Genomic DNA, 25,411 nt, shown 5'->3' with positions numbered 1-25,411 from the left:
CACGGCTTTTTTACTTTAATCTAATTTGTAAATCCTACAAATCGGTCGACTTGACCTTAGATGCGATAATGGCAGGCCTGTAAGAGGCTAGAAAAGTAATGGCTATCACGGCAATGCTCGTCCATAAGAAATCCGTCCACACAATTTTTACGGGGTAACTATCTATGATAGAGGAACTGATGCCCAATGATACCAATCCAAAATTATCCTGAACCCATACGATCGCAAAACCTATCACCAAGCCGATCAATGCACCTGAGAATGCGATAATTGCTCCTTGTTTGAGATAGATGTGTTTGACTAATTTTTCTCTTGCTCCCATGGCAAAAAGTATGGCAGTGTCCTTTTTTTTCTCAATTGCCATCATGCTGAGTGAAAAGAATATATTGAAAGAGGCAATGGCAAGAATAAAGCTAAGGGTGATGAACACAAAAAGCTTTTCAATCTGAATTGTTCTGAGGATACTGGCATGTTGTTCATCAGTATCCTTGACGAGAAAATCCTCTCCCAAGTGCTGCCTCAGTCTTCTTTTTACCGTCTGTAGCTTATGACCTTCAGCCACTTTTATTTCCAGGGAAGTCCTCTTTTGTCCATAGTTGAGCAATTTGCTGACAAAAGAAATCGGAGCGATGATGTAATTGTCGTCAAAGTCTTTTTCTATGCTGAAAAACGCGGCGGGCTTGATGATATCTCTATTGTATAGCTGATTGGGATCAATAGAGCCTGCACTTCGGGGAGCTTTTGGATAATATACCTGCAACAGTTCGAATTCATTGTCCAAATCCAAAGAGAGAAAAAATCCCACTCCCCTTCCTACGATAGCCCTTGGTTGGGATTCAGTGCCCAGATCTAATTCTCCCCACACATAGCCCTCAGCAAAGCGATCTGGATCTTCCAAATAAGCCGCCGATACTCCTTTTATTTTTGCCAAATGTTGGTTGTCTCTGTAGCGGAAAAGTGCATTGTCTTCAATCACTTCTGTCAACAAAGCCACTCCTTCCACTTCCTGAATACCTCGAATCCAGTTTTCATCAGCTTCGAAAGATTTCCCCATGGCAGGTTCTATTTTGAGTTCGGCATCAAAAGATGCATACAAGCCTCTGACCAAGTCTTCCAAGCCATTGAAAACGGATAAGACTACCACCAAGGCCATAGTTCCCACCGCCACACCTATCATAGAAATCCTTGATAGGATGGTGATGAAATTCCGTTTTTTCTTGCTACGGAAATACCTTGAGGCTATAAAAAAGGAGACGTTCAAGTGCGTGGCGGATTAATCTTCTTCTTCCTCATCGTCCTCGTCTGAGGCTTCGGGTATATCGAGTTTGGAAATGACAGCATCCATGTGTTGTGCATATGAAGCGGATTCATCCATAAACAATGCTATTTCTGGGACAATTCTCACACTTTTACCTATTCTGTTTCCAAGATGCTTCCTTAATTCGCTTTTTCTGTCATTCAATTTTTCAAAAACAGCCTTGTCTTTTTCTACCAAAAAGCTCAAATAAACTTTTGCCAAACCCAAGTCAGGACTGACCAGGACCCTAGCCACAGTGATAAATGCACTGCCAATCAAATGCCGTCCTTCTTTTTGAAAAATTTCACCTAGCTCTTTTTGAATTAGTTTGCTGTATTTTTGTTGTCTTTTACTTTCCATATCAGATTAAAGTTGGTACAAATTTAGTGAATTAAATGACTAACCTTTAATTTCGGGAGTTCTGATTGTGTCACCATTCATACAGCCATAGATTTTGATAAGCTTTTTTAGAATTAACGATCCTTTTCGCCTTTTGGCCCTGCTGGCTTTGATGGTTTTGATGAGTGGTATTTATATTTGGGTTTTGAACCTTCCCATCTTGCAGCCCGAGATGATCTGGATGCTTATCGGGGAGCGGATGGCTGAAGGTAATCATATGTATACCGATATTCTTGACGATACAGGTCCCTTGGCTGCAGGGACTTATTGGTTGTTGCATTTGGTTTTTGGTCGCTCGGTCTTGATATATAAAGTGCTTGCGGGTCTGATCGTTTTTTTACAAATGGTGTATTTGAACAGTCTGTTTATGCGCTATAAGTCATTTGATGAAAATACATATATTCCGGCATTAGTAGTTCTTATTTTATTCTATTGCTCCTTTGATTTGGTGACACTATCCCCCGCACTTATGGGGAGCACTTTTATCGTATTGGCATTGGGGCAGCTTTTTGCCCAGACAGTTTTGCAAAAAGAAGGTTCAGATTCAGTGTTACTTGTCGGTCTATATTCAGGCATTGCCCTATGTTTTCATTTTCCATTGGTCATTTTCCTGCCATATTTGATTTTGGCCGGAGTGGTTGTAAGTAGTTTTAGCTTTAGGCAATTGCTTCTTTCACTTATTGGATACTTCATTCCCATTGGGATTTGTGCTTTGTATTACTTTTGGATAGATGCCCTGCCACAATTTGTAGTCGAATATATCCTAGTAGGTAGACTTGGTGAGGTATATGTGCATGTCAGTTATCGTGATCTCTTGTTGTTGTATATCACGCCTTTGTTTTTTGGTATAATTGGTATCTTTCTCAGTTCTCTTTTCAAATCTCTGACGGTCAACCAACAGAAGCAACTTCAATTAATGCTTATTTTCCTCTTTTTTGCTGCAAGTTCTATTTTGCTTGTCAATAGGAGGACTCCATACCAGTTGTTGATTCTTATTCCTTCATTGGCGTATTTTATTTCCATGTTTTTAAATGCTGCCAAAAGAGGGTTTGTCAACAAAATCCTTTCTTATGTTTTTGTGATCGGGATACCTTTGATGGGCTTCGGCTGGTGGTCTGTAAAGCATTCTCAAAATAAATTAGAGGATTACGCAGTAATTGCCAAGCCGGAACATGATATTAGTAAGAATAAAAAAGTCCTTGTATTGGGAACCGATCTGGGTTTTTATAAGGATGCTTATCAGGTAACACCTTACCTCAATTATTATATTTCCAGAGAGGTATTGGCTGATTTTGAAGATTTCAAGGACATGTCTGAAGCCTACAAAAACTTTTTGGAAGAAAAACCTGAATTGGTAGTAGATCAGGATGGCGTTTTTCAAAACCTGCTCCAACGTATTCCTTTGTTGAAGGAGAAATACCGAAAATCGGGGAAATTCTATTTTTTGGAAGAATAATCTTCTTTGCCTTATGAAAAAATACGCCCATTCATAGGTAAATATTTGAAATTGAACTAGATAAACTGTACTTTGATTAAATGGCTTGGGATTGATATTCAAGTGATTCCTTTTTCTCCGTGAAATACCTGCTCCAAATACGAAGCACCCCACTTGTATATCATCGCCTTTTCTGCCAAAAGTGTTTTTAACTTTAACCAAAGGTCTACTATGGAAACCAAGTATGGATTTACAAAAATGACGGCAGAAGAATTTGCTGTCTGGATAAGCAACCAAAGGGTGGCACGTACCATTCTGAATGTTCAACAGCATCATACTTGGGTGCCAAATTACTCGCATTGTAACGATAGGAATCATTTTGATAGACAGCAGGCAATGAAAAACCATCATGTCGGTGTCAATGGTTGGGCGGATATCGGTCAGCATTTTTCAGTTTTTCCGGATGGATCTATTCTTACAGGGAGGTCATTGGAGCGGGTGCCCGCTTGTATCACAGGACATAATGCCCATTCTATTTGCCTGGAACATGTCGGTAATTTTGATAAAGATTGCGACACTATGACTGAAGCCCAGCAAGAGGCGATCATCAAGATGACTGCGGCTATCTGCAGGAAATTCAACCTTCCTGTCAATACCAATACCATCCTTTACCACCACTGGTTTGAATTGGGTACAGGGCACCGTAATAATGGGAGCAGAAATAATAAATCCTGTCCGGGTACCGCATTTTTTGGAGGCAATAAGGTGGAAGATTGTGAAACAGGATTTTTGCCTTTAGTAAGGAGGGAATTGGGTGATTTTGATGTGGTCAAAACCAAAAACCCATATATCAATTATGTCATTGTCACCGCTAGCCGACTCAATGTAAGGACACAACCTAGTGGCCGTTCAGCTTTGGCAAGAGACAGAGGATCAATTGAGCTTGGCGCCATTTTGAGGGTTTATGGCAAGACAGATGGTTGGCTTAAAATCTCCAATTCACAGGAACATTGGGTCTCTGCAAGGTTTACACGTGATGTAAAGAGGGCAACTGTGAATGCCAGTGTACTAAGGGTACGATCAGGACCAGGTACGAAATTCAGCGTAGAAGGAAATCTTCCAAGAGGTGAAGAAGTTTTTATTATGGAGGAACATAATGGTTGGTGCAAAATAGGCTTCGAAGAAAAATGGCTGAGTAGTGATTTTTTGGATTTTCATTGAAGAGGAATTCCTGACAATATGTAAATACAATTTGTCTGTTTATTCACTCTTCAATGATTTGGCAGGATTTGCCAATGCAGCTTTAAGAGATTGGAATCCTACAGTAGATAGTGCCACGGTCATTAATCCCAAAGCAGCAAGTAAAAATGTGCCGCTACTGATACCTCCATGAAAGGCAAATCCCGAGAGGTATTCTTTCGCTAAGTACCAGGCTATAGGACTGCCAATCAGTATACTGATCAGCACAAGTTTGGTGAAATCCCCACAAAGCATCAGGACAAGGTTAAAGGAGGTTGCTCCCATTAATTTTCTGATGCCAAGCTCTTTAATTCTTCGTGCTGCCGTGAATGTTGCCAAACCAAACAGACCTAAGCATGATATCAAGATTGAAATCACCATAAAACTCATAGAGAGTTTACCCAATACCAAATCCGATATATACTGGCGCTCAAACAATTCATCCAAAAAAGTAAACTCAAATGGATAGTCTGGACTATATGTCTTGAAAACTTTTTCAATCCCAGCCAGTGATTCTGATATGGAAGAAGATTGATTTAACTTTACAAAATAATGTGCCCCAAGATTCTCCGAATATAGGAATACCAAAGGCTCGATACCCACCTTGAGGTTGTCATTGTGAAAATCTTCAGTAACACCAACAATCCTTCCCAAATTGCCCCAAACACCCAATTCTGATCCGATCACTTCATGCTCTGAAATCCCCATGACTTCCATCGCTTTACGGTTGATGATGTAGTGTAGCGAATCTTGTTTATCACCTATAAAATTTCTCCCTTGAAGCATCTCGATTCCCATGGTCGGTATAAATCCTTCATCAGACCTGAATAGCTTGAAATGGATTGAAGCATCTTTGTCTTTCCCCTGCCAATCGATTTCAGTCGTGGTAATTGGGATTACAAAAATGTTATTCCCCCCAAATCCTATATTTTCTACATTGGACAATTGGAGCATAGCGTTCCTGAAAGGAGCGGTGTTGGCAATCAAATCCTTATTCTGGTCAATGACCAAAACCTGACTTTTGACAAATCCAAGGTCTTTGTTCGTGATATACTTGATTTGCTGGTAGATGATGATACTTCCTACCATCAACACCACTGCTGAAGCAAATTGGATGACAACCAAAGTTTTTCTCAGCCCACTTCCAGTCAGCAGACTTCTAACATTTCTCTGAAAAATCGTTAGGGGTTTGAAAGAAGAAAGAAAAACGGCCGGATATATTCCAGCCAGTAAACCACAAACCAAGGTAATCACAATGGCTCCTCCCAAAAATATTGGATCGAACATATTCAATTGGATGGATTTAGAGGTGATTGTATTGAAGAAAGGAAGTAATGTGCTCACCAGAAATATTGCGAATAATAATCCTATAGAAGCAAGGATAAGCGACTCAAGCATAAAATGAAGTACCAAATCAGGCCTGTTCGCTCCGATGATTTTTCTGACACTGACTTCCTTACTCCTGCTTGCTGCACTTGCTGTAGCCAAGTTCATAAAATTGATACAGGCCATCAGCAGGATAATTCCCGCGACAATGGAGAACAAAATTACCTGTTCGATTCTTCCTCCCACATTTTTACCTCCCTCAAATTTGCCGTTGAGGTACAGTTTGCTGAAGCTATATAGAAAGGGGCTTGTGGTGCATTCAGCACAATTTCTCTTGATCAGAGATTCCAGCTTTTGATTTACAGTAGGCAAAGAAGCCTTTGGATCCAATTTCAAAAAGGTATTTGTGCCTCCAGTCTGCCATCCCTGCATCCATGGATTTTCTTGGGAATAGACTTCAAACGGTGCCACAAACTCAAACTGAATCCTTGAATTTGTCGGAACATCGGCAAAAACTGCGGAGACCATAAATTCCTGTGCCTGTTCCACCTGTAGGGTTTTACCGATTGGGTCTGCATTTTTGAATAATTTATTGGCAAGTTTTTGTGAAATGGCAATAGAATTATTGTCCGGCAAAGGGTTGGAAGGGTTTCCATGAAGTAGAGGGAAATCAAATATTTGAAAAAATTCACTGTCTGAATATATCCCTTCTTCTTGAAAAGAAACTTCCTCAAATTGAACCAATAAGGTAGAGGACATATTGGTTTGTGTAATGTTTTCGACCTCTGGAATATCAGAGCGAACAGCCTCCTTCAATTTAGAAGGAGTGGCTCCGTAGGTGTGGATTTGACCATCTGGAAAAGTTTGGTTGATCATCACCTGATACAGTGACTTGTCGTGGACATGGAATTTATCATAACCAAGTTCATCTAATACCCACAAAAAGATAAAAATTCCGGAAGTCAGGCCAATGGTCAGGCTGAGAATATTGACTATTGCATTTGTTTTGTGACGAAGTAAGTTTCGGAAAGCTGTCCTAAGTGCATGGAGTATCATCATAGTAAAAATAGTAGATTGACATTGGTTTTCAAGAGCTATGCCATGTACAATCACCCTTTTACCCATCTCCAGCGGTATCCTCAAAAAAAAGCGTTCTTGTGCGGACAATTATTGTTCGCCAGTGGGATATTGTATAAAAAAACCTCCCTATGAGAATAGGGAGGGAAAATGTTATTTACATGCGATTTTGCCTACTCTGGTTGCATGCCTGCCTCCTTCAAAATCCGTTGTCAGAAAAATTTTGGTCAATTTTTCCGCCAAGTCAAATGGGATAAACCTGGCTGGCAAAGCCAATACATTCGCGTCATTGTGCTGACGGGAGAGTGCGGCAAGCTCTTCATCCCAACATAGTGCCGCTCTTATTCCTTGGTGTTTGTTGGCTGTAATGGCTACGCCGTTACCACTACCGCAGATAAGGATTCCTTGATGGAATTCTCCATTTTCAATTGCTTCACATAGCGGATGTACATAATCAGGATAATCCGCTGAGTCATCTGTATAAGGGCCAAAGTCTTTTACTTCATACCCTGATTCTTCCAACTTTTTGACCATTTCTTTCTTGTATGCGTACCCGGCATGGTCACCACCTATGGCTATTTTCTTAGTCATTTTCTTCGTATTTGAGTTTGTCTTCCAATTCTTGTTTGGCTTTCTTCCTTTCCAGTCTTTTGGCGATTTGAATTCCCGCTTCATACAATACCAAGATTGGCATTGCTATTAGGATTTGAGAAATGACATCCGGCGGTGTAATTACAGCAGCCAATACTAGTATGGATACAATTGCATGCCTTCTGTATGCCTTAAGCATTGCTGCAGTGACAAGTCCTGACATGGACAGGAAGTAAATAACCACTGGAAGCTGGAACATGATAGCTGACGCCAACACCAACATGGATAAAGTAGTCACATAAGATGTGATGTCAAATTCATTGAGGATACTTGGGTCCAACTGGTAGTTGGACAAGAAATTGATTGATAAGGGAGATAGGATAAAGTATCCAAATGCTGCCCCCATAAAGAACAAAAGACTCACAAAGAAGACAGCACCTCTTGCAGCATTTCTTTCCTTGTCATAGAGCCCTGGACTGATGAATTTCCACGTTTCCCAAAAGAGATATGGGAAAGCGGCAATCAAACCTACTACCATGGATGAGGTCAGGTGCATGGAAAACTGTCCAGTCATCTGTCTACTCTGAATGGTAAAAGGGAGTGTATCTATACACAGTACAGGAGTTGACAAGGCATCGGCAATTTGACAAAGGACCCTGTAGGTGATAAAGTCAATCCTAGATGGACCAAGAATCACTTGTCCGAACACTATACTTTTTGCAAGGAAAGCTGCAACTGTAAATATTAAGATAGCTGCAACGGAGCGTAAGAGGTGCCAGCGCAACTGCTCCAAATGGTCCAAAAAGGACATGCCCTCTTCTTCCTCTTCTTCTCTATACTGATCTAAGGCCACGTTTTACGGATATATTAGTATAATGGAAACTGAACCATCCAGTCGTTTACTTCTTTTTTGATTTGAGACAAAGCCGAATCATCATCATGATTGGTCAAAGCCCTGTCTATAAGACTGACAATTTTTTTCATGTCTTCTTCTTTGAGACCTCTTGTAGTCACTGCTGCAGTGCCCACTCTCATTCCTGAAGTCACAAATGGAGAACGGGTATCAAAAGGAACCATGTTTTTGTTGATGGTGATGTCCACCTTGCCCAATGTTTCTTCTGCAATCTTACCAGTAATGTCCTTACTTCTAAGGTCAATCAACATCAGGTGGTTGTCAGTGCCTCCTGAAATCAATTTGTATCCCAAGTCTACAAATCCCTCTGCCATTACAGCAGCATTCTTTTTCACTTGAACTACATATTCCATGTATTCATCCGAAAGGGCTTCTTGGAAAGCGATGGCCTTTGCTGCAATGATATGCTCCAATGGTCCACCTTGTGTACCTGGGAATACTCCCGAGTCTAACAATGAAGACATTTTCCTAAGCTCACCCTTTGGTGTTTTTAATCCAAATGGATTGTCAAAGTCTTCTCTCATCAAGATCAAACCACCTCTTGGACCTCTTAGGGTTTTGTGAGTAGTGGTAGTCACCACATGACAGTATTCCAAGGGATCGTTAAGAAGTCCTTTTGCAATCAGACCTGATGGATGTGAGATGTCGGCCAATAATATGGCTCCAACTTGATCTGCTATATCCCTAAGCCTCTCATAATCCCAATCTCTACTGTAAGCAGAAGCACCGCAAATCAATAGTTTTGGTTTTACTTCAAGAGCTTTGGCCTCTACTTTATCATAATCGATTACGCCGGTCTCTTCTTCCACACCATAGAAATGAGGCTGGTAAAGTTTTCCGGAAAAGTTTACCGGGCTGCCATGAGTCAGGTGTCCTCCGTGTGACAGGTCAAAGCCCAAAATAGGGTCGCCTGCATTTAGACATGCCAAAAATACTGCAGCATTGGCTTGGGCGCCGGAGTGTGGTTGTACATTGGCCCAGGTAGCTCCAAATAACTCTTTGGCCCTGTCGATTGCCAGTTGTTCAATTTTATCCACCACCTCACAGCCTCCATAATACCTTTTATTTGGTAGGCCTTCAGCATATTTGTTGGTCAATACGGAGCCTGCAGCTTCCATCACCTGTTTGCTGGTGAAATTTTCTGAAGCGATTAGCTCAATCCCGGTTTTTTGTCGGTTCTCTTCTTCGGCGATAAGGTCAAAAATGACTTGGTCTCTTTTCATCACGGATTTTCATTAGGTGCCCAAAATTAGTTTTAATCAATGGATTATCCAATTGATTAAAAATCATATTGGCAGTTGTTGTTATATATGGTTTAAGCGGTTGATTGTTGTCGTTTATTCAAGACTTTTAGTTAATTTCTGAATCAGTCCAGTCGAGGAAGACTCAATTTATATTTTACAGCGATCAATCTGATACTGATGACTACCGAAATGGAAACAAGCATATTGTAATCTCTTGCGATTCCAAAATAATTCAGGACCAGATACAGGATTGCTCCTGCCAGGCAAGCTGATGCATACACTTCTTTTCTGAAAAGGATAGGGATTTCATTGGTCAATGTATCTCTGATCACTCCTCCCATTACAGCTGAAAACATACCCATGATGGCAGCAATTTCAGGTCTGACACCTAAGCTAAGGGCTTTTTCCACACCGAGTACAGTGAAGAATGCAATTCCCAAGGTATCAAACAGAAACATCGTTTTTCTTAACTTGAGTAATGTGGTGGGGAAAATAAAGGCCAGCAAAATCCCCAAAAAGATTGCGTACAGAAAATTAACATCTCCAATCCAAACTAGTGGGTAGGATCCCAGCAAAATGTCCCTCAAGCTACCACCACCTATAGCGGTGATAAAACCGGTAAATCCCGCACCGAAAAGGTCATGCTCACGGTCTCTTACAGCCAAAGCTCCTGATATGGCAAATACTAAAGTGCCGACCAACTCAAGAGGATATTGAATGTCCATACAACTGGATTTAGAATGCGTGATTATTGAAAACTTTCTCTGAGGTGTTTTGCAGTATGGTTGTCTACTACCTCCATCATTGCTTCAGGTGTGCCCTCAAAAGTAATATTCCCTCCTTTTTCCCCACCTTCAGGCCCCAAATCTATCACCCAATCTGCCGCTTTGATGACTTCAGTGTTGTGCTCGATGATGATTACAGAGTGCCCTTGCTCGATCAAGGCATTGATGCTGTGCAACAATTTACGGATATCATGGAAGTGAAGACCTGTGGTAGGCTCATCAAAAATAAACAAGATATGATCACCGGACTTTGTGCCACCTTTTCCTAGAAATGAAGCTAGTTTTACCCTTTGAGCTTCGCCTCCGGAAAGGGTATTGGAAGATTGACCCATGCCGATGTACCCCAATCCCACCTCTTGGAGTGGCTGCAGCTTGTTGATGATTTGTGTTTTTCCTTTGAAAAACTCCATGGCCTCATCAATGGTCATGTCAAGTACATCAGAAATATCTTTTTCGTTATACTTTACATCTAAAATTTCATTTTTGAACCTCTTGCCTTTACATGATTCGCATGTAAGGTGGATGTCAGCCATAAACTGCATCTCTACTGTGACAGTGCCTTCACCCTGACAAGATTCACACCTGCCACCATCTACGTTGAAACTGAAAAATGCCGGTTTGTACCCTCTCTGCTTGGAAGTAGGTAATTCTGAATAGAGTGAACGAATGGCATCATATGCCTTTACATAGGTAACAGGATTTGAGCGGGAGGATTTTCCGATTGGGTTTTGGTCCACAAACTCCACCTGCGTGACTGATTTGTAGTCTCCATCAATTCTGTCAAATTTTCCGGACTCATCTATCACTGTACCCAAAGTTTTTCCTAAAGCTGGATAAAGTACTTTTTTGACCAAAGTAGATTTTCCGGATCCACTTACCCCAGTTACCACTGTCAAGGTGTGCAATGGGAATTTTAAGGTCAGGTTTTTCAGGTTGTTTTCCCTTGCTCCTCTCACCAGGATACTGTCTTTCCACTTTCTGTTTCTGTCTTTTACCTGAATTTTTTCTTCCCCTTTCAGATATCTTGCTGTATGGCTTTTCCCACTTAGGATCAATTCATCCAGATTGCCTTGGAAAACCAACTCTCCTCCCAAAACCCCCGCATCTGGCCCAATATCAATGATTTGATCAGCAGCTTTCATGATTTTCTCCTCATGCTCTACCACGATAACGGTATTGCCCATATCCCTGAGGGTTTTCAGTACTTCAATCAACCTCTCAGAATCTCTTGGGTGTAGCCCAATGCTTGGCTCATCCAAAATATACATAGAACCCACCAAAGCAGAGCCAAGTGATGTCGCTAGCTTTATTCGCTGAAACTCACCACCTGAAAGTGAGGAAGTAAGCCTATTTAGAGTAAGGTAACCCAAACCAACCTTGTCAATATATTCTAATCTATTGAGTATTTCTTTCAAAAGCCTATTGGCTACTTTTTGCTCTGAAGCCTCAAGCTCTAAATTTTCAAAAAATACCAATGCCTTGTCTATAGGCATCAAGACAATTTCCGTGATGGATTTTCCGGCTACTTTCACGAAAGATGCATCTTTCCGCAATCGGGTCCCCATGCAGTCAGGACAGGTTGTTCTACCCCTAAACCTGGACAGCATGACGCGGTATTGGATTTTATGCGTTTTGGATTCAATTTCCTTAAAAAAGTCATTGAGTCCCCGAAAATGCTTGTTTCCAGTCCATATCAATTCCTTTTCAGCCTCCGAAAGGTCCTCATAAGCTCTATGGATAGGGAAGTCGAAGTATATACCTTTTTTGACCAAAGGTTCGAGCCATTTGCCTGAAGATTCGCCTCTCCAGGGTGCAATTGCTCCTTCGTAAACAGACAAGCTTTTGTCAGGTATCACCAAATCCGGATCAATCCCCAATACAGAACCAAATCCCTCACAGGTTCTACAGGCGCCATAAGGATTGTTGAAACTGAAAAAGTTGACAGTTGGCAGTTCAAAGCTCATTCCGTCAAGCTCAAAACGGTCAGAAAAAGTCCTTTTGGTTTTGTCCGGTATTAAAATCGTACATTCTCCATGTCCTTCAAAAAAAGCAGTCTGAACTGAATCCGAAATCCTAAATTGGTTGTCTTCATCTTCTTTTTGGACACTTGCACGGTCTATCAGGATTTCAAACTCACCCTTTGGAAGTTTTTTTTCTGCTAATAAATCTTCAACAAAATGCGCTTCTCCATTGATCAAAACCCGCGTAAACCCTTTTTGAAGCATCAGTTCCAACTCTTGCATCATATTTCGGTCATTTTGCAGGTGAAGTGGGCATGAAATCATGACCCTATCCCCCTCTTCGAAAGTATGGATGTAATCTACAACGTCTGTGACTGTATGATGCTTCACCTCTTCGCCGCTGACGGGGGAGATCGTTCTTCCTATTCTTGAAAAAAGCAATTTGAGGTAATCATATATTTCCGTGGTTGTACCTACGGTTGACCGAGGATTTTTGGTATTTACTTTTTGCTGAATGGCTATGGCTGGAGATACTCCCTTGATGTATTCCACCTCAGGTTTTTCCATTCTGCCCAAAAACTGTCTCGCATAAGAACTGAGACTCTCTACATACATCCTTTGCCCCTCGGCAAACAAGGTGTCAAATGCGAGCGAAGATTTCCCCGACCCTGAAAGTCCTGTGATGACCACAAGTTTGTTTCTAGGTATGGCAACGCTCAGACTTTTGAGGTTGTTGACGCGTGCATTTTTGATAATGATATATTCCTTGGGGTCAAGGGTGTCAAAAGACTGGGACAGAATAGCGGTGCTTGAACTCATAAACGGCAAAGTTACCCAATCAACTGCTCAATTGATAATTTGTTGGAAAGTTTAACCCAAAACAAAAAGACCTTTTTTACCAATAAAAATCTAATCAATTCGGTGGTCAAGGGCTGTATTCCCGCGGGATTTTATTTTCTTTGGGGAAGATTATCAACAAATCATCACATGAAATCGAGCCTGCCTGTAGTAGACAGGCCTGCCTGAAGCAGACAGGCCTGCCTGAAGCAGGCAGGCATGAGGAGAAGGTCAAACATTGGGATGATTATCTATACTGCGAGATTCCATAGCCAGCCCCGACTAATCGGGGTGACTGCTGAAAAAAAAAATTATAAACACATGAAAATAGAAAAAAATAAGGTTGTAGGTCTCAGCTATGAGCTTTTCGTAGATGATGGAGATTCCGGAATGGAGCATTTTGAGGGGGTGAAAAAAGAGGAACCGTTTTATTTCCTTTTTGGAGTTGGCCAGATTTTTCCATTGCTGGAGGCAGATGTAGAAGGAAAAGAGGTTGGTTACAAATTCGAAGTATTTATTGATTTTGAAAATGGCTATGGTGATTACGATGAAACCAAAAAAGTAATTATACCGAAAGCCAAATTCAAAGAAGACGGCAAAAAGCAAAAAGACCTGCTCAAAGTAGGGAATGTGATTCCAATGCAGGATGATGAAGGCCACCACTACAGAGGGGAAATCCTAAAGGTAGATTATAAAGGTGTACATATGGATTTCAATCCTCCTTTGGCTGGATTTGACCTGCTTTTCAAAGGAGAGGTTGTGGAAGTCCGAGATGCTGATCCTGAAGAAATTGAGCATGGCCATGTACATGGACCAGGAGGACATCAACATTAAATTCGAGAAAATGGGTAAAATTAGAACTGCACTGGTGGGTTACGGATCAGTAGGAGAAAAAATGCATGCGCCTTTGATTACGGTTTGCCCTGATTTGGAATTGGTAGCAGTAGTCGAGCGGAGGCAGGAAAAGTCCAAGGAAAAATATCCGGAAGTAAGCATTTTCAGGAGTTTAGAAGCGCTGCTGGAAGCCGATGCAGCGGATCTAATTGTAATTGTTACACCCAATGAGTTTCATTTTTCCCAAGCCAAAATGGCTCTTGAGGCGGGCAAGCATGTCGTAGTGGATAAGCCTGTGACGATTCATTCCCGTGAGGCAAAAGAATTGAAGCAGATTGCGGAGGAAAAAGGACTTGTACTCTCCGTATTTCAAAACCGCAGGTGGGATGGAGACATCCGGACAATTCAAAAAATCCTTGCAGAAGGTTTACTGGGTAGAGTAGTGCATTTTGAGTCTCATTTTGATAGATTTAGGCCAGGTCTTGCTGACAATTGGAGGGAGCAGGATGTGCCTGGGAATGGGATAACCTATGACTTGGGGACACATCTGATAGATCAGGCGGTGATGTTATTTGGTAGACCTGATTGGGTTTATGCAGAGATCTTCAAGCAACGTACAGGCGCCGTTGCGGACGATTTTTTTGACATTACCTTGATGTTTGGCAGTATCAAAGCTAGGCTGACAGCAAGTGTTTTATCCAAGGCACCAATGCCCAAGTTTTTGGTGCTTGGAGAAAAAGGGTCATATATCAAATATGGATTGGACGTGCAAGAGAAAGCTTTTAAGGCAGGAGAATTGCCTGAAGGAGCCAATTGGGGTCTGGAAGATGCTCAAGCATGGGGAGAATTGCATTTAGAGCATACATCGATGACTTATGAAACCGAAAGGGGAGACTACAGGATTTTTTATAAAAATATTGCTGATGCCATTTCTCAAAAACACACCTTGCGGGTTCCGATAGATCAGGCAATTACTGTTTTGGAAATTATAGAAGCGGCATTCTTAAGTCATCAAGAAGGAAAAAGGATACCTTTCAAAAAGTAAAAAAGCTTAAAAATCAGTTTTCTGAACCCTGCGAACAGTCATGATTTTTTCAAGCAAAAGTGTTTGATAGTGATTTACCATGTTTGGAACATTGATTTTTTATTTCAATGTGAAATCTTAATTTTACGCCCTGATAAAAACGAGTTAAATATTTAATATATGCCATATTTATTTACTTCAGAATCAGTATCTGAAGGCCACCCTGATAAAATTGCAGATCAGATTTCTGACGCTTTGATTGATAATTTTTTGGCTTTTGACCCAAGATCCAAAGTAGCTTGTGAGACATTAGTAACTACCGGGCAGGTGATTCTGGCCGGTGAAGTGAATTCAGATACCTACTTAGATGTACAGCAGATTGCCCGTAATGTGATCAACAAGATCGGTTACACCAAAGGTGAGTACATGTTTGATGGAAACTCCTGTGGTGTTTTGTCCGCTATTCATGAACAATCACCCGATATCAATCAAGGAGTAGATAGGAGTCATCCTGAGGAGCAGGGTGCAGGAGATCAAGGTATGATGTTTGGGTATGCCACCAAAGAGACAGAAAACTACATGCCTTTGGCCTTGGATCTTTCGCATAGGATTTTGAAAGAATTGGCTCAAATGAGGAGAGAAAGCAATGAGATTTCTTACCTGCGACCTGACTCCAAAGCTCAGGTGACCATTGAATATTCTGACGAAAATGTCCCTCAGCGAATTGATGCCATAGTGATTTCGACACAGCATGATGATTTTGATGAGGAATCTACCATGTTGGCTAAGATCAAAGAAGATATGATCAACATTTTGATCCCTAGGATCAAATCTCAGCTGAAACCTGAAATCCAACAACTGTTTACAGAAGAAATCACCTATCATATTAACCCTACCGGCAAATTTGTAATCGGTGGTCCACATGGAGATACTGGCTTGACAGGTAGAAAAATCATCGTAGATACTTACGGTGGTAAAGGTGCTCACGGTGGAGGCGCATTCTCTGGAAAAGATCCTTCAAAAGTAGATCGTTCTGCAGCCTATGCTACACGCCACATTGCAAAAAATATGGTAGCGGCTGGTGTTGCAGATGAGATTTTGGTTCAAGTATCCTATGCTATTGGCGTGGCCAAGCCTATGGGTATTTATGTTAATACCTACGGTACAGCCAAAGTCAAAATGACTGATGGAGAAATCGCCAAAAAAGTAGAAGATTTGTTTGATATGAGGCCTTATGCCATTGAACAGCGTCTAAAGCTTAGAAATCCAATCTATGAAGAAACTGCTGCTTATGGTCATATGGGTAGAGAAAATGAGGTAGTAACCAAAACTTTCACCACACCTGATGGCAAATCCCTGACTTTCGACGTAGAGCTCTTCACATGGGAGAAGCTAGATTATGTAGAAAAAATCCAAAAGGCTTTTGGCCTTTAAGAATTAAAAAAGCGGCTGAGGCCGCTTTTTTTTGTTTATTCTCCAAATCACAAAAACATCTCCTCTATCAATTCTGTATAGAAATCCCGAACTTCCATTCCGATTGCCCTGACTTGTTGGGAAATCAAGCTGGTTTCGGTCTGACCTGGTACGGTATTGATTTCTATAAAATAGAACTTGCCTGTTTCATGTTCCAAGAAATAATCTATTCTTACGGCTCCTTTACAGTTCAGCCTGAGGTATACTTTTTCAATGATTCGCTTTACCCTTTCCACTTCTTCCTCGCTCATCCTTCCCGGTGTGATTTCTTCGGTTACCCCCGCAGAGTATTTTGCTTCGAAATCAAAAAACTCCTTACTGCTGACAATTTCTGTGGCAGGTAAAACAGTAGTTTTCCCTTTAGCATGATAAACCCCGATGGAAAATTCCCTGCCTGATACAAATTCCTCTACTAAAACCTGACTGTCTTCTGCAAATGCCCTATCCAAGGCATCTTTCAGTTCATTCGGTTCTTTCACTTTGCTCATGCCTATGCTGCTGCCTCCGCTATTGGGTTTGATGAATAATGGCAGGCGAAGTTCTTTCAGTATTTTTTCCCGGTTTTCTTCCGAATTTTTAAATAGCTGAAGAGAACGCGCCACGTACAATTCTTCAATATCTTTTACAATTGCTTTGGTATAAGCCTTGTTCATGGTAATGGCAGAAGTCAAAGCATCGCAAGTGGTATATGGCAATCCCAACATGTCAAAATAGCCCGCGAGCTTTCCATCTTCACCGGGAGAACCATGAAGGATATTGAAAATGCCATCAAAAGTAATTTTTTCACCTTCAATGGTTAGAGAAAAGTCATTGAGGTTTACCAGTATTTTTTCGCCGGAAGAAGTTTCGTGGTACCAATCATTAGGATAAATCAGGATTTTGAAAACATCATAGCTGTCTCTATCAATTGTTCTTTCTACTACTGCAGCACTTTTGAGCGATACTACATGCTCACCTGTAAATCCTCCGGTAATTAGGGCTATTCGTTTCTTCATGACATTGGGTTAAGAGTTCGAAAATTAGTTGATTTTCCTTTTGACATGGAATGTTTCAGTTAATTTTTTTAAGAAAAAATAAAGCTATAATTGGTTCCGCTTGTCAGAGACTAAGTTTTCCTTTTACTCAATTTCTTTATCTTAGCCACTTGGATTTAAACTCAAATAATATGTATCAGTCGAAGTTAGCGGCAATCATTCTAATGTTGTTGTTTTCAACGGGAGAAGCTTTTTCCCAAATACAAAAGCATGTGACTTTGGAGGATGTCTTCAAGTCGGATGTTTTTTCGCAAAAATCTGTCTATGGGATCAATTGGATGCGGGACGGGAAATATTACAGTTCACTCAGAAGAGATGTAACCGGCCCTAAAGTGCTCAAAGTCAATGTTGCCACAGGTGAAGAAGAAGCCATTTTGATTGATGGTGGGGCTTTGGGGATTAATTTCTCAAGCTATGCTTTCAATCCTGATGAAACCAAAGCCCTGATTGCTTCAGATGTTGAAAGTATCTATAGAAGATCTAGTAAAGGTGTTTTTCATGTAGTGGATTTGGAGAGTGGAAATGCTCAAAAACTAATGGATGGAGAAAAAATCATGTATGCAACCCTTTCTCCGGACAATGACAAGGTAGCTTTTGTGAAAGATAATGACCTTTACTATGTCAATCTTTCTGACAACCAAGTAACACGCATTACCAATGATGGTGAATGGAATAAAATCATCAACGGTGCAGCGGATTGGGTATATGAAGAAGAGTTTTCTATGTCCAAGGCTTTTGAATGGTCTCCTGATGGCAGCAAGATTGCCTTTATCAAATTTGATGAAACCGAAGTACCTGAATTCAACATGCAGACTTGGGGCAAGCTTTACCCAGAAGATTACAAATTCAAATATCCCAAAGCGGGTGAAAAAAATGCACTCGTGTCCATACACATTCATGACCTCAAAAACACCCTTACTGCAAAAGTATATACAGGAGAAGAGGAGGATATCTATTTGCCAAGAATTTATTGGGCTGGAAGTTCTGACAACCTCGCTTTCTTACGCATGAATAGATTGCAAAACCAACTGGATTTGTTTTATGCCAATGCAAGTAGCGGAAGTAGCAAGCTTATCCTACAGGAAAAAGCCGATACTTACGTTGACCTGAATTACAATGATGACCTTAGGTTTTTGGAGGACAATAGGGGTTTTATCCGAACTTCTGAACAAGACGGCTTCAAACACATCTACCACCATGACAATGATGGCAAAATGATCAGGCAGATCACCAAAGGAAATTGGGAAGTAAGTAATCTGGTAGCCATAGATGAAAAAGGTAAAAAGATTTACTATATCTCCACCGAACAGTCTCCTTTGGAAAGAAATTTCTTTGTAATCGGTATGGATGGCAAAAACAAAAAACTTCTTGGCTCAGAAAAAGGTACTTATCGTATCAATATGAGCAAGGATAATAAATATTTCATTGCTGATTTTTCGAATGCCAACACCCCTTTAAAGGTGACTTTGCATGAAGCCTCAGGCAAGGAAATCAAAGTACTTGAAGACAATCAAAGACTTAGGGATAATGTGGCAAAATACGCGCTTGGAAACAAAGAGTTTTTTGAGTTCGAAACAGTAGATGGAACCATGTTAAACGGCTATGTGCTAAAGCCGTCCGATTTTGACGAAAGCAAACAATACCCTGTATTGATGTATGTGTATGGCGGTCCTGGTTCTCAAACTGTCACTAACTCTTGGGGAGGAAGCCGTGATTTTTGGCATCAACACTTGGCTCAGGAAGGTTATTTGATCGTATCAGTAGACAATAGAGGTACCGGTGCTAGGGGTAGAGAATTCAAACATGTCACCTATGCAAACTTAGGTAAGTATGAAGTTGAAGATCAGATAGCTGGGGCGAAATACTTGGCAAGTCTTCCGTATGTGGACGCATCCCGCATCGGTATATGGGGTTGGTCTTATGGAGGATATATGTCTTCTCTTGGGCTAATGGTAGGCAGTGATGTATTCAAAACTGCAATTGCTGTAGCACCTGTGACTACTTGGAGGTATTATGATACCATTTACACAGAGCGTTACTTGCAGACCCCTCAGCTCAATGCTGCCGGCTACGATGACAATAGCCCCATCACTCATGTCAATAAGTTGAAAGGTGACTTGATGCTGATTCATGGTACAGGTGATGATAATGTGCATTTTCAAAATGCTGTAGACTTAGCAGATGCCCTAATCAAAGCAGACAAGCAATTTGAAACCATGTTTTACCCCAATCGGAATCATGGGATCTACGGGGGTAATACCACCTGGCATCTGTATTCACTGATGACAGATTTTATCAAAAGAAAATTGTAATCATAAATCCTCCGGAAGATCAAACCGGAGGATTTTCTTTTTGCATAATGACTGACTGTTTTTTGTTGTTCAGGACAAATTATCTATCTTATTTGCCGATACAACCCTAAAAACCAGAATATGAGAGAAAGAATCAATACTTCCATCCAATCAGCCAGTCTGATCATTGTAGTTGCAGGACTTGCATGGGTAGTATGGTCGAATGATACTACGGTCAAAGACATGATGACCTACCTGATTATTTTGATGGTGATTTTGGAAGGCTTAAGCCTATATCTGATAGGTAGTGTTTATCCAGAGAGCCACTCTACTTTCAAAAGTGGGATGATTGCAGCGTTATTGATTCTCCTGGGAGTCAAGTTGATGTTGCCTGACATGTTTATCTCACTTACGATCACAGTTTTTGCGGTTAATTTTTTGTACAATTTTTACACCAACAACAAGCGGCGAAAGGGGGCTTTCAAGAGAAAGAAATCCCGAAAACTTCGCTAATGGTGTGACTTAGACAGCTTCGGCATATTATTTGGGTAACCTTGGTATAGAATCAAATACTATTGTTATGCATTTCAAAAAGCTGTTCTTTATCATTATTTTGTTCGTCCCTCTAATGGGTTTTGGTCAGGCAAAGCTTGAAAAGCTATTGGAAGAAAGGGATCGCATGCATAGGGAATGGAAAGCTTCGGAAAGTAAGAAAAGCGGGATTTTTGGTAACCGTACCAAGAAAGATATGATAGAAACCAATGAATGGATGGAGCGTATCATTTTGAGGGATAACGTAATTATGGAAGAGCTGAAATTGCTCAGTGATATTGAGAAAACAGAAATCACCTACGAGAAAAACGACTATAAATTTATTTCCCAAAAACAAGAAAGAGAGATAGGAGTGCTGAAAAGAGCATTACAGGAAAAAGACGAAACCATCAAATCAAAGGCTTCAAATAAAAGGACTTACGAATGGACTACATTTATTTTTTTCCTGAGCACAGCTTTGTTAGGTTATCTTTATTTGAAAAAAGAAAAAAAATAACCCTCTGAACAATTCCAAAGAGTCTGTTGATTTAAAGTTTTATTGTTCTGACTTCCTTAACGTTAAGCCCTACTTTCATTTAACATTCAGATTATTGATGTTTTAAATAATTGTTTGTTTCAGATTATGGTTTTCCAGTCGCACTCAAAGAGTTTTTTTACAAATGAAAAAAGTGACAAAAGAAAACAAAAGACGGAGGTCCGTTTTAGCAAATTTGGGAATGGATTACTATTTCAGGTGAAAGACCACTAACAAAGAACTTTAGTGACTTTTGCTTCCTTTTGTGGTGAATTATTAGTTTTTGACGCTTCAGGACACAAACAGTGTATCCTAAAGAGTAGATACTAATATCAAAATTTCAGATTTATTGTGCGAGTCTCTGTGTCGGAGTCTCGATGAAGAATCTACGAAAGAACTACCTTCTTTTTATAGTGCTGTTTCGGTGGGTGATCTACATTGAAAAAAATAAATGCCTGCAATTAGTAATTGCAGGCATTTTTAGTCTTTAAATATTGAGACGATTACCTCAGCTTGGCAATAGGAGTCCTGCCACCTTTTGTTTTTTCGTCAATATTGACCAAAACTTCTGCATCTAAGGGTAAGAATACATCTACTCTTGAACCGAACTTGATAAAGCCAAATTCTCCACCTTGAGCCAATGGTGTACCTTCATTGACATACCATTTGATCCTTCTAGCCAAAGCACCGGCAATCTGCCTGACAAGGATCTTGGTACCGTCTTTTTGCTTGATCACCATTGTGGTTCTTTCATTTTCAAAGCTGGATTTTGGATGCCAGGCTACCAAGTATTTGCCGGGGTGGTATTTGAAATATTCCACTATTCCAGCTACTGGTGATCTGTTGACGTGAACGTTGATAGGCGACATAAAGATTGATATCTGCTTTCTCTTTTCATTCAGGTATTCCGTTTCTTCTGTTTCTTCAATGACCACTACTTTGCCATCAGCCGGGGCAAAGACCAATCCGTCTTGATTGGGAAGCTTGATGATGGGATTTCTGAAAAATTGCAGAATTATCAAGTAAAATATAATACTTGCCAAAAGTACCAGGTTAAGCATGGTGTCTTTTCCTGGGAAGTAATGGTATAAGGCATAGTTCAGCCCCGTGAATATCAGCAAAAGCCAAAATAGTAGTTTTCTTCCTTCTCTGTGAATAGTCATTTGTTTCAAAATTTAAAAGGGGTGTGAAAGTTTTTCACTTCCACACCCCAAATATAATAAAGAATAAATATCTGAAGCTTAGAAACCTCCCCTAAAGGTATAGGTTTTGGCAACCTTGTCTATAGCTACGATATATGCAGCGATTCTCATAGGTACGTTGTACTTCTGAGAAGCTTCATAAACATGGTCAAAAGCATCTTTGAGGATTCTGTCGGATCTTCTGTTTACCCTTTCAGCTGTCCATTTGTAACCAAGCCTGTTTTGTACCCATTCAAAATAAGAAACGGTTACACCACCTGCATTGGCTAAGATATCAGGAACAGCCATAATACCTTTTTCATTGATAATTGCATCGGCTTTCGCTGATGTAGGGCCATTGGCACCTTCTACGATCAACTTGGCTTTGATCCTATCTACATTTTTTACTGTAATCACATCTTCCACAGCTGCTGGTACCAATACATCAACATCAAGTTCTAAAAGATCCATTGGATCAGCGAGTTTGTCTCCACCTTTAAAACCCTCCAAAGTGCCTTTGTTGCTATCTCTATAAGCGATTGCTTCTTGGATATTGATGCCGTTTTCATTGTGATAAGCACCTGAGATATCTGATATTGCTACGATTTTCAGTCCTCTTTCTTCTAAAAGTTGGGAAGCCCAAGAGCCTACGTTACCAAATCCCTGAACTGCACAAGTAGCTTGGAATGGGTTGATTTTCAGTTTTTGCATGGCTGCCAAAGCAGTTACCATTACGCCTCTTCCTGTAGCTTCTGTCCTGCCCAAAGATCCTCCCAATACCAAGGGTTTTCCAGTGACTACCGCATTGATAGTAGTCCCTTTGGCTCTAGAGTACTCATCCATTAGCCAAGCCATTTCTCTAGGTCCTGTACCCATGTCAGGAGCAGGAATATCCTTGTCAGGGCCAAAGACATCCAGCATGGCTTTGGTGTAGCCTCTCATCAATCTTTCGATCTCACCGGCTGACATTTCTCTTGGGTTGCAGCGAACACCGCCTTTGCCACCGCCATAAGGAATATCTACTACCGCACATTTCCAGGTCATCCATGCAGCTAGGGCTTTTACTTCATCCAAGTGCACGTCAGGCGCAAATCGGATTCCCCCTTTTGCAGGACCTAAAATGTTGGAGTGGATTACCCGTATCCCTTCGAATACCTGAATTTTGCCGCTATCCATGGTGACAGGGATGGATACTATTACTTGTTTGGCGGGATTTTTCAGCACATTATAGACCTCGTCTGAGAGTCCAAGTTTTTCGGCTGCAAGGTTAAATCTTTCCATCATTGACTCCAGCGGATTTTCTTTATCCTTGATCGGAGCCGGTTCAATGTAAGCCATATTGGGTTTATTTAGTTGAGTTGTTCAATTATGATACAATATTAATTAGATTTTTAATTTTGATAAGGTTATTTTAAAAGATTTTCAAAAAGGTGGCAATAAATGGGGCTGATAATAACAATCCGTCAAAACGGTCCATGAATCCACCGTGCCCAGGAAGTATTTTTCCAGAGTCCTTTATAGCAATACTTCTTTTAAATAACGATTCAATCAGGTCTCCGTATGTACCTGCTATGATAATTATTGTGGCTATACAAAGCCATTGCCATTCTTGAATAGAATTGAAATACCTAGACAATACATAGCCAATTAAATAAGCGGAAGCCGCTCCACCCAAAAAACCTTCCCAGGATTTTTTTGGAGACACACGTTCAAACAGTTTCGTCTTTCCAAACTTTGTTCCCGCAAAGTACGCGCCAGTGTCAGATGCCCAAAGAATAAATAATGAACCAATGATAATTTCATAGTGAAAATTCTCATCTACTGAAAATGCCGCTACATTCAACATGGCAAATGGAACAGCTACATAGAAAATCCCCAGAAATGTGTAAGCGACACCTGTAAAGGGCTTTTTGTCAGATTTTCTATACAATTTGATGAAAAACACCAAAGATGCCAAGGGGAAAATCAGAAAGTAATATTTGTCAGCCAAATGGCCTATTTCAATAAAAAAGGAGAGACTGAAAATCACCAGCCCCAGGAATGTTCCAAAACTCTTTAGCGGAAGCATTCCATCCAAGCCGGAAAGTTTATAGAACTCCATCTGAGAAAATCCTAAAATCAATCCAAATATCACGAAATATATCCAAGGACTGTAAATAGACCCTGCTATAATGATGGTAGCACCTATCAGGGCAGTGATTACTCTTTGGCCTAAGTTACTGTAATTGTTGATATTGAAGCGGTCACGCATTCTAAAAGGTGATCTCATTCTTAACAATGTTTATGGCTATCAATGCTTCTGATGTAGGGACTAACACTTCATAGTGCCCGTGAATTTGATAGACTGACTCTTTTTTATTTAAAATTACAGCTTGAATATCATTCTCCTCCAAGACTCCTTTGACGATTTCCGCTCTCACTGGTGAACCGTCTTCATATACTTTTTGCCAATTCCTCATCTTGTTGGTTTTTGTTGTGGTGGTCCTTAAATATTTTGAATGCAATTATCATCAATACGAGACCTCCTGTAGCGTAAATAAAAGATATTTGTCCGGTTTCTTCTAAATCAAAATTTATTTTACCCAATTTGTTCAAATAAATCAGTAAAACAGTGAATGCATTGTTTAAAATATGGGCTATTACCGGATATACCAAACTACCTGAAAATATGTAAAGGTATCCAAATACCGCTCCCAGGATTAACCTAGGGAAAAAACCATAAAATTGCATGTGTATGGCTGAGAAAATAAAAGCTGTTAACCAAACCGCCACATGCACATTACCAGTGTAAATCTGGATTTTTGGTTGAAGCACACCTCTAAAGAAGATTTCCTCTCCCAGACCTGCCAAGATGCCGATGACAAGAATACCAGCTAAAAACTCACCTGTACTTTGGAAATCTGTAAGATAGCGGGTCATTTCCATAAGTTCATCCTCTTTTGCTCGCATCCATTGCTCGGCTCCCGAAAGGAATTCAGGAAGCTTAATGCTCATATTCCAGTCTATTAGAAGGCTGTTGAACAACATAGCACCGAACATCACGACAATCATAATTAAGAATCCGCTGAACTTATAGCGAAGGATCTGCTGTTGCATTCCAAACTTGGCTTTATCTACCAGCTTGGCTATCAGTATGGCAGCTATAACAAAGCCTAGTCCAGTTCCAAGTCCCTGCACCAATAGGAAAGCTTGTCTTCCTTTGTCGTAGTTTTGAGGGTTGGTAAGTAAGGCAGTTAATTCATCTAGAGAGATTCCATATAATGGAGGAATCAGAAGTACAGCCAGTCCTTGCAACAGCACCATGACTCCGAGAGTGATCAAAAACATGATGAAAAAAGACAAAAGCCAATATCTTGGGGTGGCAATTTGGGCTTGGGTTTTATAATTCTGCATAATTGGGGTAA

22 protein-coding genes are annotated in these 25,411 nt (G+C 40.5%); 8 read left to right on the top strand and 14 right to left on the bottom strand.

From position 1 onward, the window contains the following. Positions 1 to 34 precede the first annotated feature (34 nt). Together CLW00_RS16195 and rbfA are read right to left on the bottom strand one after the other, a co-directional pair. A complete protein-coding gene (locus CLW00_RS16195; protein WP_211300208.1) occupies positions 35 to 1,261 on the bottom strand; it encodes an ABC transporter permease in 1,227 nt (408 codons plus the stop codon). A gap of 12 nt (positions 1,262 to 1,273) precedes the next feature. Beyond that, a complete protein-coding gene (gene rbfA / locus CLW00_RS16190) occupies positions 1,274 to 1,657 on the bottom strand; it encodes a 30S ribosome-binding factor RbfA (RefSeq protein ID WP_106134740.1) in 384 nt (127 codons plus the stop codon). A 184-nt stretch (positions 1,658 to 1,841) separates the two neighbouring features. Between rbfA and CLW00_RS16185 the strand changes: the two genes are divergently transcribed. Both CLW00_RS16185 and CLW00_RS16180 read left to right on the top strand, forming a co-directional pair. Next, positions 1,842 to 3,152 (top strand): hypothetical protein, encoded by a 1,311-nt coding sequence (locus CLW00_RS16185; RefSeq protein ID WP_245917323.1) that lies wholly within the window; start codon positions 1,842 to 1,844, stop codon positions 3,150 to 3,152. 210 nt (positions 3,153 to 3,362) lie between these two features. Further along, positions 3,363 to 4,352 (top strand): SH3 domain-containing protein, encoded by a 990-nt coding sequence (locus CLW00_RS16180; RefSeq protein ID WP_106134739.1) that lies wholly within the window; start codon positions 3,363 to 3,365, stop codon positions 4,350 to 4,352. 39 nt (positions 4,353 to 4,391) lie between these two features. On the opposite strand, the gene CLW00_RS16175 is transcribed toward CLW00_RS16180, so the two are convergent. From CLW00_RS16175 to uvrA, 6 genes are all read right to left on the bottom strand, one after another. Then, positions 4,392 to 6,755, bottom strand: coding sequence for an ABC transporter permease (locus CLW00_RS16175; protein WP_106134835.1), 2,364 nt, complete (start codon positions 6,753 to 6,755; stop codon positions 4,392 to 4,394). A gap of 171 nt (positions 6,756 to 6,926) precedes the next feature. Further along, the gene (rpiB, locus tag CLW00_RS16170) at positions 6,927 to 7,364 is read right to left on the bottom strand and encodes a ribose 5-phosphate isomerase B (RefSeq protein ID WP_106134738.1); all 438 of its coding nucleotides are present in this window, start codon (positions 7,362 to 7,364) and stop codon (positions 6,927 to 6,929) included. Then, the gene (tatC, locus tag CLW00_RS16165; RefSeq protein ID WP_106134737.1) at positions 7,357 to 8,217 is read right to left on the bottom strand and encodes a twin-arginine translocase subunit TatC; all 861 of its coding nucleotides are present in this window, start codon (positions 8,215 to 8,217) and stop codon (positions 7,357 to 7,359) included. The genes rpiB and tatC overlap by 8 nt, the downstream gene beginning before the upstream one ends. A 14-nt stretch (positions 8,218 to 8,231) precedes the next feature. After that, positions 8,232 to 9,500 carry a serine hydroxymethyltransferase gene (locus CLW00_RS16160; protein ID WP_106134736.1) on the bottom strand — a complete coding sequence of 423 codons (1,269 nt, stop codon included), beginning with the start codon at positions 9,498 to 9,500 and terminating at the stop codon, positions 8,232 to 8,234. Positions 9,501 to 9,643: 143 nt separating this feature from the next. Continuing rightward, positions 9,644 to 10,246, bottom strand: coding sequence for a trimeric intracellular cation channel family protein (locus CLW00_RS16155; protein WP_106134735.1), 603 nt, complete (start codon positions 10,244 to 10,246; stop codon positions 9,644 to 9,646). Between the two features lie 23 nt (positions 10,247 to 10,269). Beyond that, positions 10,270 to 13,086, bottom strand: a complete 2,817-nt coding sequence (uvrA, locus tag CLW00_RS16150; RefSeq protein ID WP_106134734.1) for an excinuclease ABC subunit UvrA — start codon at positions 13,084 to 13,086, stop codon at positions 10,270 to 10,272. A gap of 339 nt (positions 13,087 to 13,425) precedes the next feature. Between uvrA and CLW00_RS16145 the strand changes: the two genes are divergently transcribed. The 3 genes from CLW00_RS16145 (at position 13,426) to metK (ending at position 16,396) form a co-directional block, all read left to right on the top strand. Next, positions 13,426 to 13,938 (top strand): FKBP-type peptidyl-prolyl cis-trans isomerase, encoded by a 513-nt coding sequence (locus CLW00_RS16145; protein ID WP_106134834.1) that lies wholly within the window; start codon positions 13,426 to 13,428, stop codon positions 13,936 to 13,938. A gap of 10 nt (positions 13,939 to 13,948) precedes the next feature. Further along, the gene (locus CLW00_RS16140) at positions 13,949 to 14,983 is read left to right on the top strand and encodes an oxidoreductase (protein WP_106134833.1); all 1,035 of its coding nucleotides are present in this window, start codon (positions 13,949 to 13,951) and stop codon (positions 14,981 to 14,983) included. A 159-nt stretch (positions 14,984 to 15,142) separates the two neighbouring features. After that, complete coding sequence (gene metK, locus CLW00_RS16135; RefSeq protein ID WP_106134733.1) at positions 15,143 to 16,396, top strand: methionine adenosyltransferase; 1,254 nt, start codon at positions 15,143 to 15,145, stop codon at positions 16,394 to 16,396. Between the two features lie 47 nt (positions 16,397 to 16,443). On the opposite strand, the gene CLW00_RS16130 is transcribed toward metK, so the two are convergent. Further along, complete coding sequence (locus CLW00_RS16130) at positions 16,444 to 17,430, bottom strand: D-alanine--D-alanine ligase (RefSeq protein WP_106134732.1); 987 nt, start codon at positions 17,428 to 17,430, stop codon at positions 16,444 to 16,446. 170 nt (positions 17,431 to 17,600) lie between these two features. Here CLW00_RS16130 and CLW00_RS16125 point away from each other — a divergent pair, with 170 nt between their 5' ends. The 3 genes from CLW00_RS16125 to CLW00_RS16115 all read left to right on the top strand — a co-directional run bounded on the left by CLW00_RS16125 (position 17,601) and on the right by CLW00_RS16115 (position 20,808). Continuing rightward, positions 17,601 to 19,781 (top strand): S9 family peptidase, encoded by a 2,181-nt coding sequence (locus tag CLW00_RS16125; protein WP_106134731.1) that lies wholly within the window; start codon positions 17,601 to 17,603, stop codon positions 19,779 to 19,781. A 120-nt stretch (positions 19,782 to 19,901) separates the two neighbouring features. Then, positions 19,902 to 20,273: a hypothetical protein gene (locus CLW00_RS16120; protein WP_106134730.1), complete on the top strand. Its 372-nt coding sequence runs from the start codon at positions 19,902 to 19,904 to the stop codon at positions 20,271 to 20,273. A gap of 67 nt (positions 20,274 to 20,340) precedes the next feature. Next, positions 20,341 to 20,808 carry a Clp protease ClpB gene (locus CLW00_RS16115; RefSeq protein ID WP_106134729.1) on the top strand — a complete coding sequence of 156 codons (468 nt, stop codon included), beginning with the start codon at positions 20,341 to 20,343 and terminating at the stop codon, positions 20,806 to 20,808. Positions 20,809 to 21,329: 521 nt separating this feature from the next. Here the strand turns inward: CLW00_RS16115 and CLW00_RS16110 are convergent. The 5 genes from CLW00_RS16110 to CLW00_RS16090 all read right to left on the bottom strand — a co-directional run bounded on the left by CLW00_RS16110 (position 21,330) and on the right by CLW00_RS16090 (position 25,400). Next, on the bottom strand, positions 21,330 to 21,989 hold the full coding sequence (locus CLW00_RS16110; RefSeq protein WP_106134728.1) for a phosphatidylserine decarboxylase family protein: 660 nt from the start codon (positions 21,987 to 21,989) through the stop codon (positions 21,330 to 21,332). Positions 21,990 to 22,067: 78 nt separating this feature from the next. Continuing rightward, positions 22,068 to 23,345, bottom strand: coding sequence for a Glu/Leu/Phe/Val family dehydrogenase (locus CLW00_RS16105; protein WP_106134727.1), 1,278 nt, complete (start codon positions 23,343 to 23,345; stop codon positions 22,068 to 22,070). Positions 23,346 to 23,418: 73 nt separating this feature from the next. After that, positions 23,419 to 24,276: a phosphatidate cytidylyltransferase gene (locus tag CLW00_RS16100; RefSeq protein WP_245917321.1), complete on the bottom strand. Its 858-nt coding sequence runs from the start codon at positions 24,274 to 24,276 to the stop codon at positions 23,419 to 23,421. Continuing rightward, entirely contained in the window at positions 24,260 to 24,466 is a 207-nt protein-coding gene (locus CLW00_RS16095; protein WP_106134725.1) for a putative signal transducing protein, read from the bottom strand. Before CLW00_RS16095 ends, CLW00_RS16100 begins: the two co-directional genes overlap by 17 nt. After that, positions 24,441 to 25,400, bottom strand: a complete 960-nt coding sequence (locus tag CLW00_RS16090; protein ID WP_106134724.1) for a CPBP family intramembrane glutamic endopeptidase — start codon at positions 25,398 to 25,400, stop codon at positions 24,441 to 24,443. The genes CLW00_RS16095 and CLW00_RS16090 overlap by 26 nt, the downstream gene beginning before the upstream one ends. Positions 25,401 to 25,411: the final 11 nt, after the last annotated feature.

It is taken from the genome of Mongoliibacter ruber (assembly GCF_003003005.1).
Classification (GTDB): Bacteria; Bacteroidota; Bacteroidia; order Cytophagales; family Cyclobacteriaceae; genus Mongoliibacter; species Mongoliibacter ruber.
This window is presented reverse-complemented; position numbering and strand designations above follow the sequence as displayed.

Excerpts from the sequence above, each read along its gene's own strand:
- rbfA (WP_106134740.1), bottom strand. The coding sequence starts at position 1,657 with ATGGAAAGTAAAAGACAACAAAAATACAGCAAACTAATTCAAAAAGAG.
- uvrA (WP_106134734.1), bottom strand. The coding sequence starts at position 13,086 with ATGAGTTCAAGCACCGCTATTCTGTCCCAGTCTTTTGACACCCTTGAC.
- CLW00_RS16115 (WP_106134729.1), top strand. The coding sequence starts at position 20,341 with ATGCATTTCAAAAAGCTGTTCTTTATCATTATTTTGTTCGTCCCTCTA.
- CLW00_RS16105 (WP_106134727.1), bottom strand. The coding sequence starts at position 23,345 with ATGGCTTACATTGAACCGGCTCCGATCAAGGATAAAGAAAATCCGCTG.
- CLW00_RS16125 (WP_106134731.1), top strand. The coding sequence starts at position 17,601 with ATGTATCAGTCGAAGTTAGCGGCAATCATTCTAATGTTGTTGTTTTCA.
- CLW00_RS16095 (WP_106134725.1), bottom strand. The coding sequence starts at position 24,466 with ATGAGGAATTGGCAAAAAGTATATGAAGACGGTTCACCAGTGAGAGCG.
- CLW00_RS16140 (WP_106134833.1), top strand. The coding sequence starts at position 13,949 with ATGGGTAAAATTAGAACTGCACTGGTGGGTTACGGATCAGTAGGAGAA.
- CLW00_RS16180 (WP_106134739.1), top strand. The coding sequence starts at position 3,363 with ATGGAAACCAAGTATGGATTTACAAAAATGACGGCAGAAGAATTTGCT.
- CLW00_RS16175 (WP_106134835.1), bottom strand. The coding sequence starts at position 6,755 with ATGATGATACTCCATGCACTTAGGACAGCTTTCCGAAACTTACTTCGT.
- CLW00_RS16090 (WP_106134724.1), bottom strand. The coding sequence starts at position 25,400 with ATGCAGAATTATAAAACCCAAGCCCAAATTGCCACCCCAAGATATTGG.
- CLW00_RS16155 (WP_106134735.1), bottom strand. The coding sequence starts at position 10,246 with ATGGACATTCAATATCCTCTTGAGTTGGTCGGCACTTTAGTATTTGCC.
- rpiB (WP_106134738.1), bottom strand. The coding sequence starts at position 7,364 with ATGACTAAGAAAATAGCCATAGGTGGTGACCATGCCGGGTACGCATAC.
- CLW00_RS16160 (WP_106134736.1), bottom strand. The coding sequence starts at position 9,500 with ATGAAAAGAGACCAAGTCATTTTTGACCTTATCGCCGAAGAAGAGAAC.
- CLW00_RS16110 (WP_106134728.1), bottom strand. The coding sequence starts at position 21,989 with ATGACTATTCACAGAGAAGGAAGAAAACTACTATTTTGGCTTTTGCTG.
- CLW00_RS16145 (WP_106134834.1), top strand. The coding sequence starts at position 13,426 with ATGAAAATAGAAAAAAATAAGGTTGTAGGTCTCAGCTATGAGCTTTTC.
- CLW00_RS16120 (WP_106134730.1), top strand. The coding sequence starts at position 19,902 with ATGAGAGAAAGAATCAATACTTCCATCCAATCAGCCAGTCTGATCATT.
- metK (WP_106134733.1), top strand. The coding sequence starts at position 15,143 with ATGCCATATTTATTTACTTCAGAATCAGTATCTGAAGGCCACCCTGAT.
- CLW00_RS16130 (WP_106134732.1), bottom strand. The coding sequence starts at position 17,430 with ATGAAGAAACGAATAGCCCTAATTACCGGAGGATTTACAGGTGAGCAT.
- CLW00_RS16100 (WP_245917321.1), bottom strand. The coding sequence starts at position 24,276 with ATGAGATCACCTTTTAGAATGCGTGACCGCTTCAATATCAACAATTAC.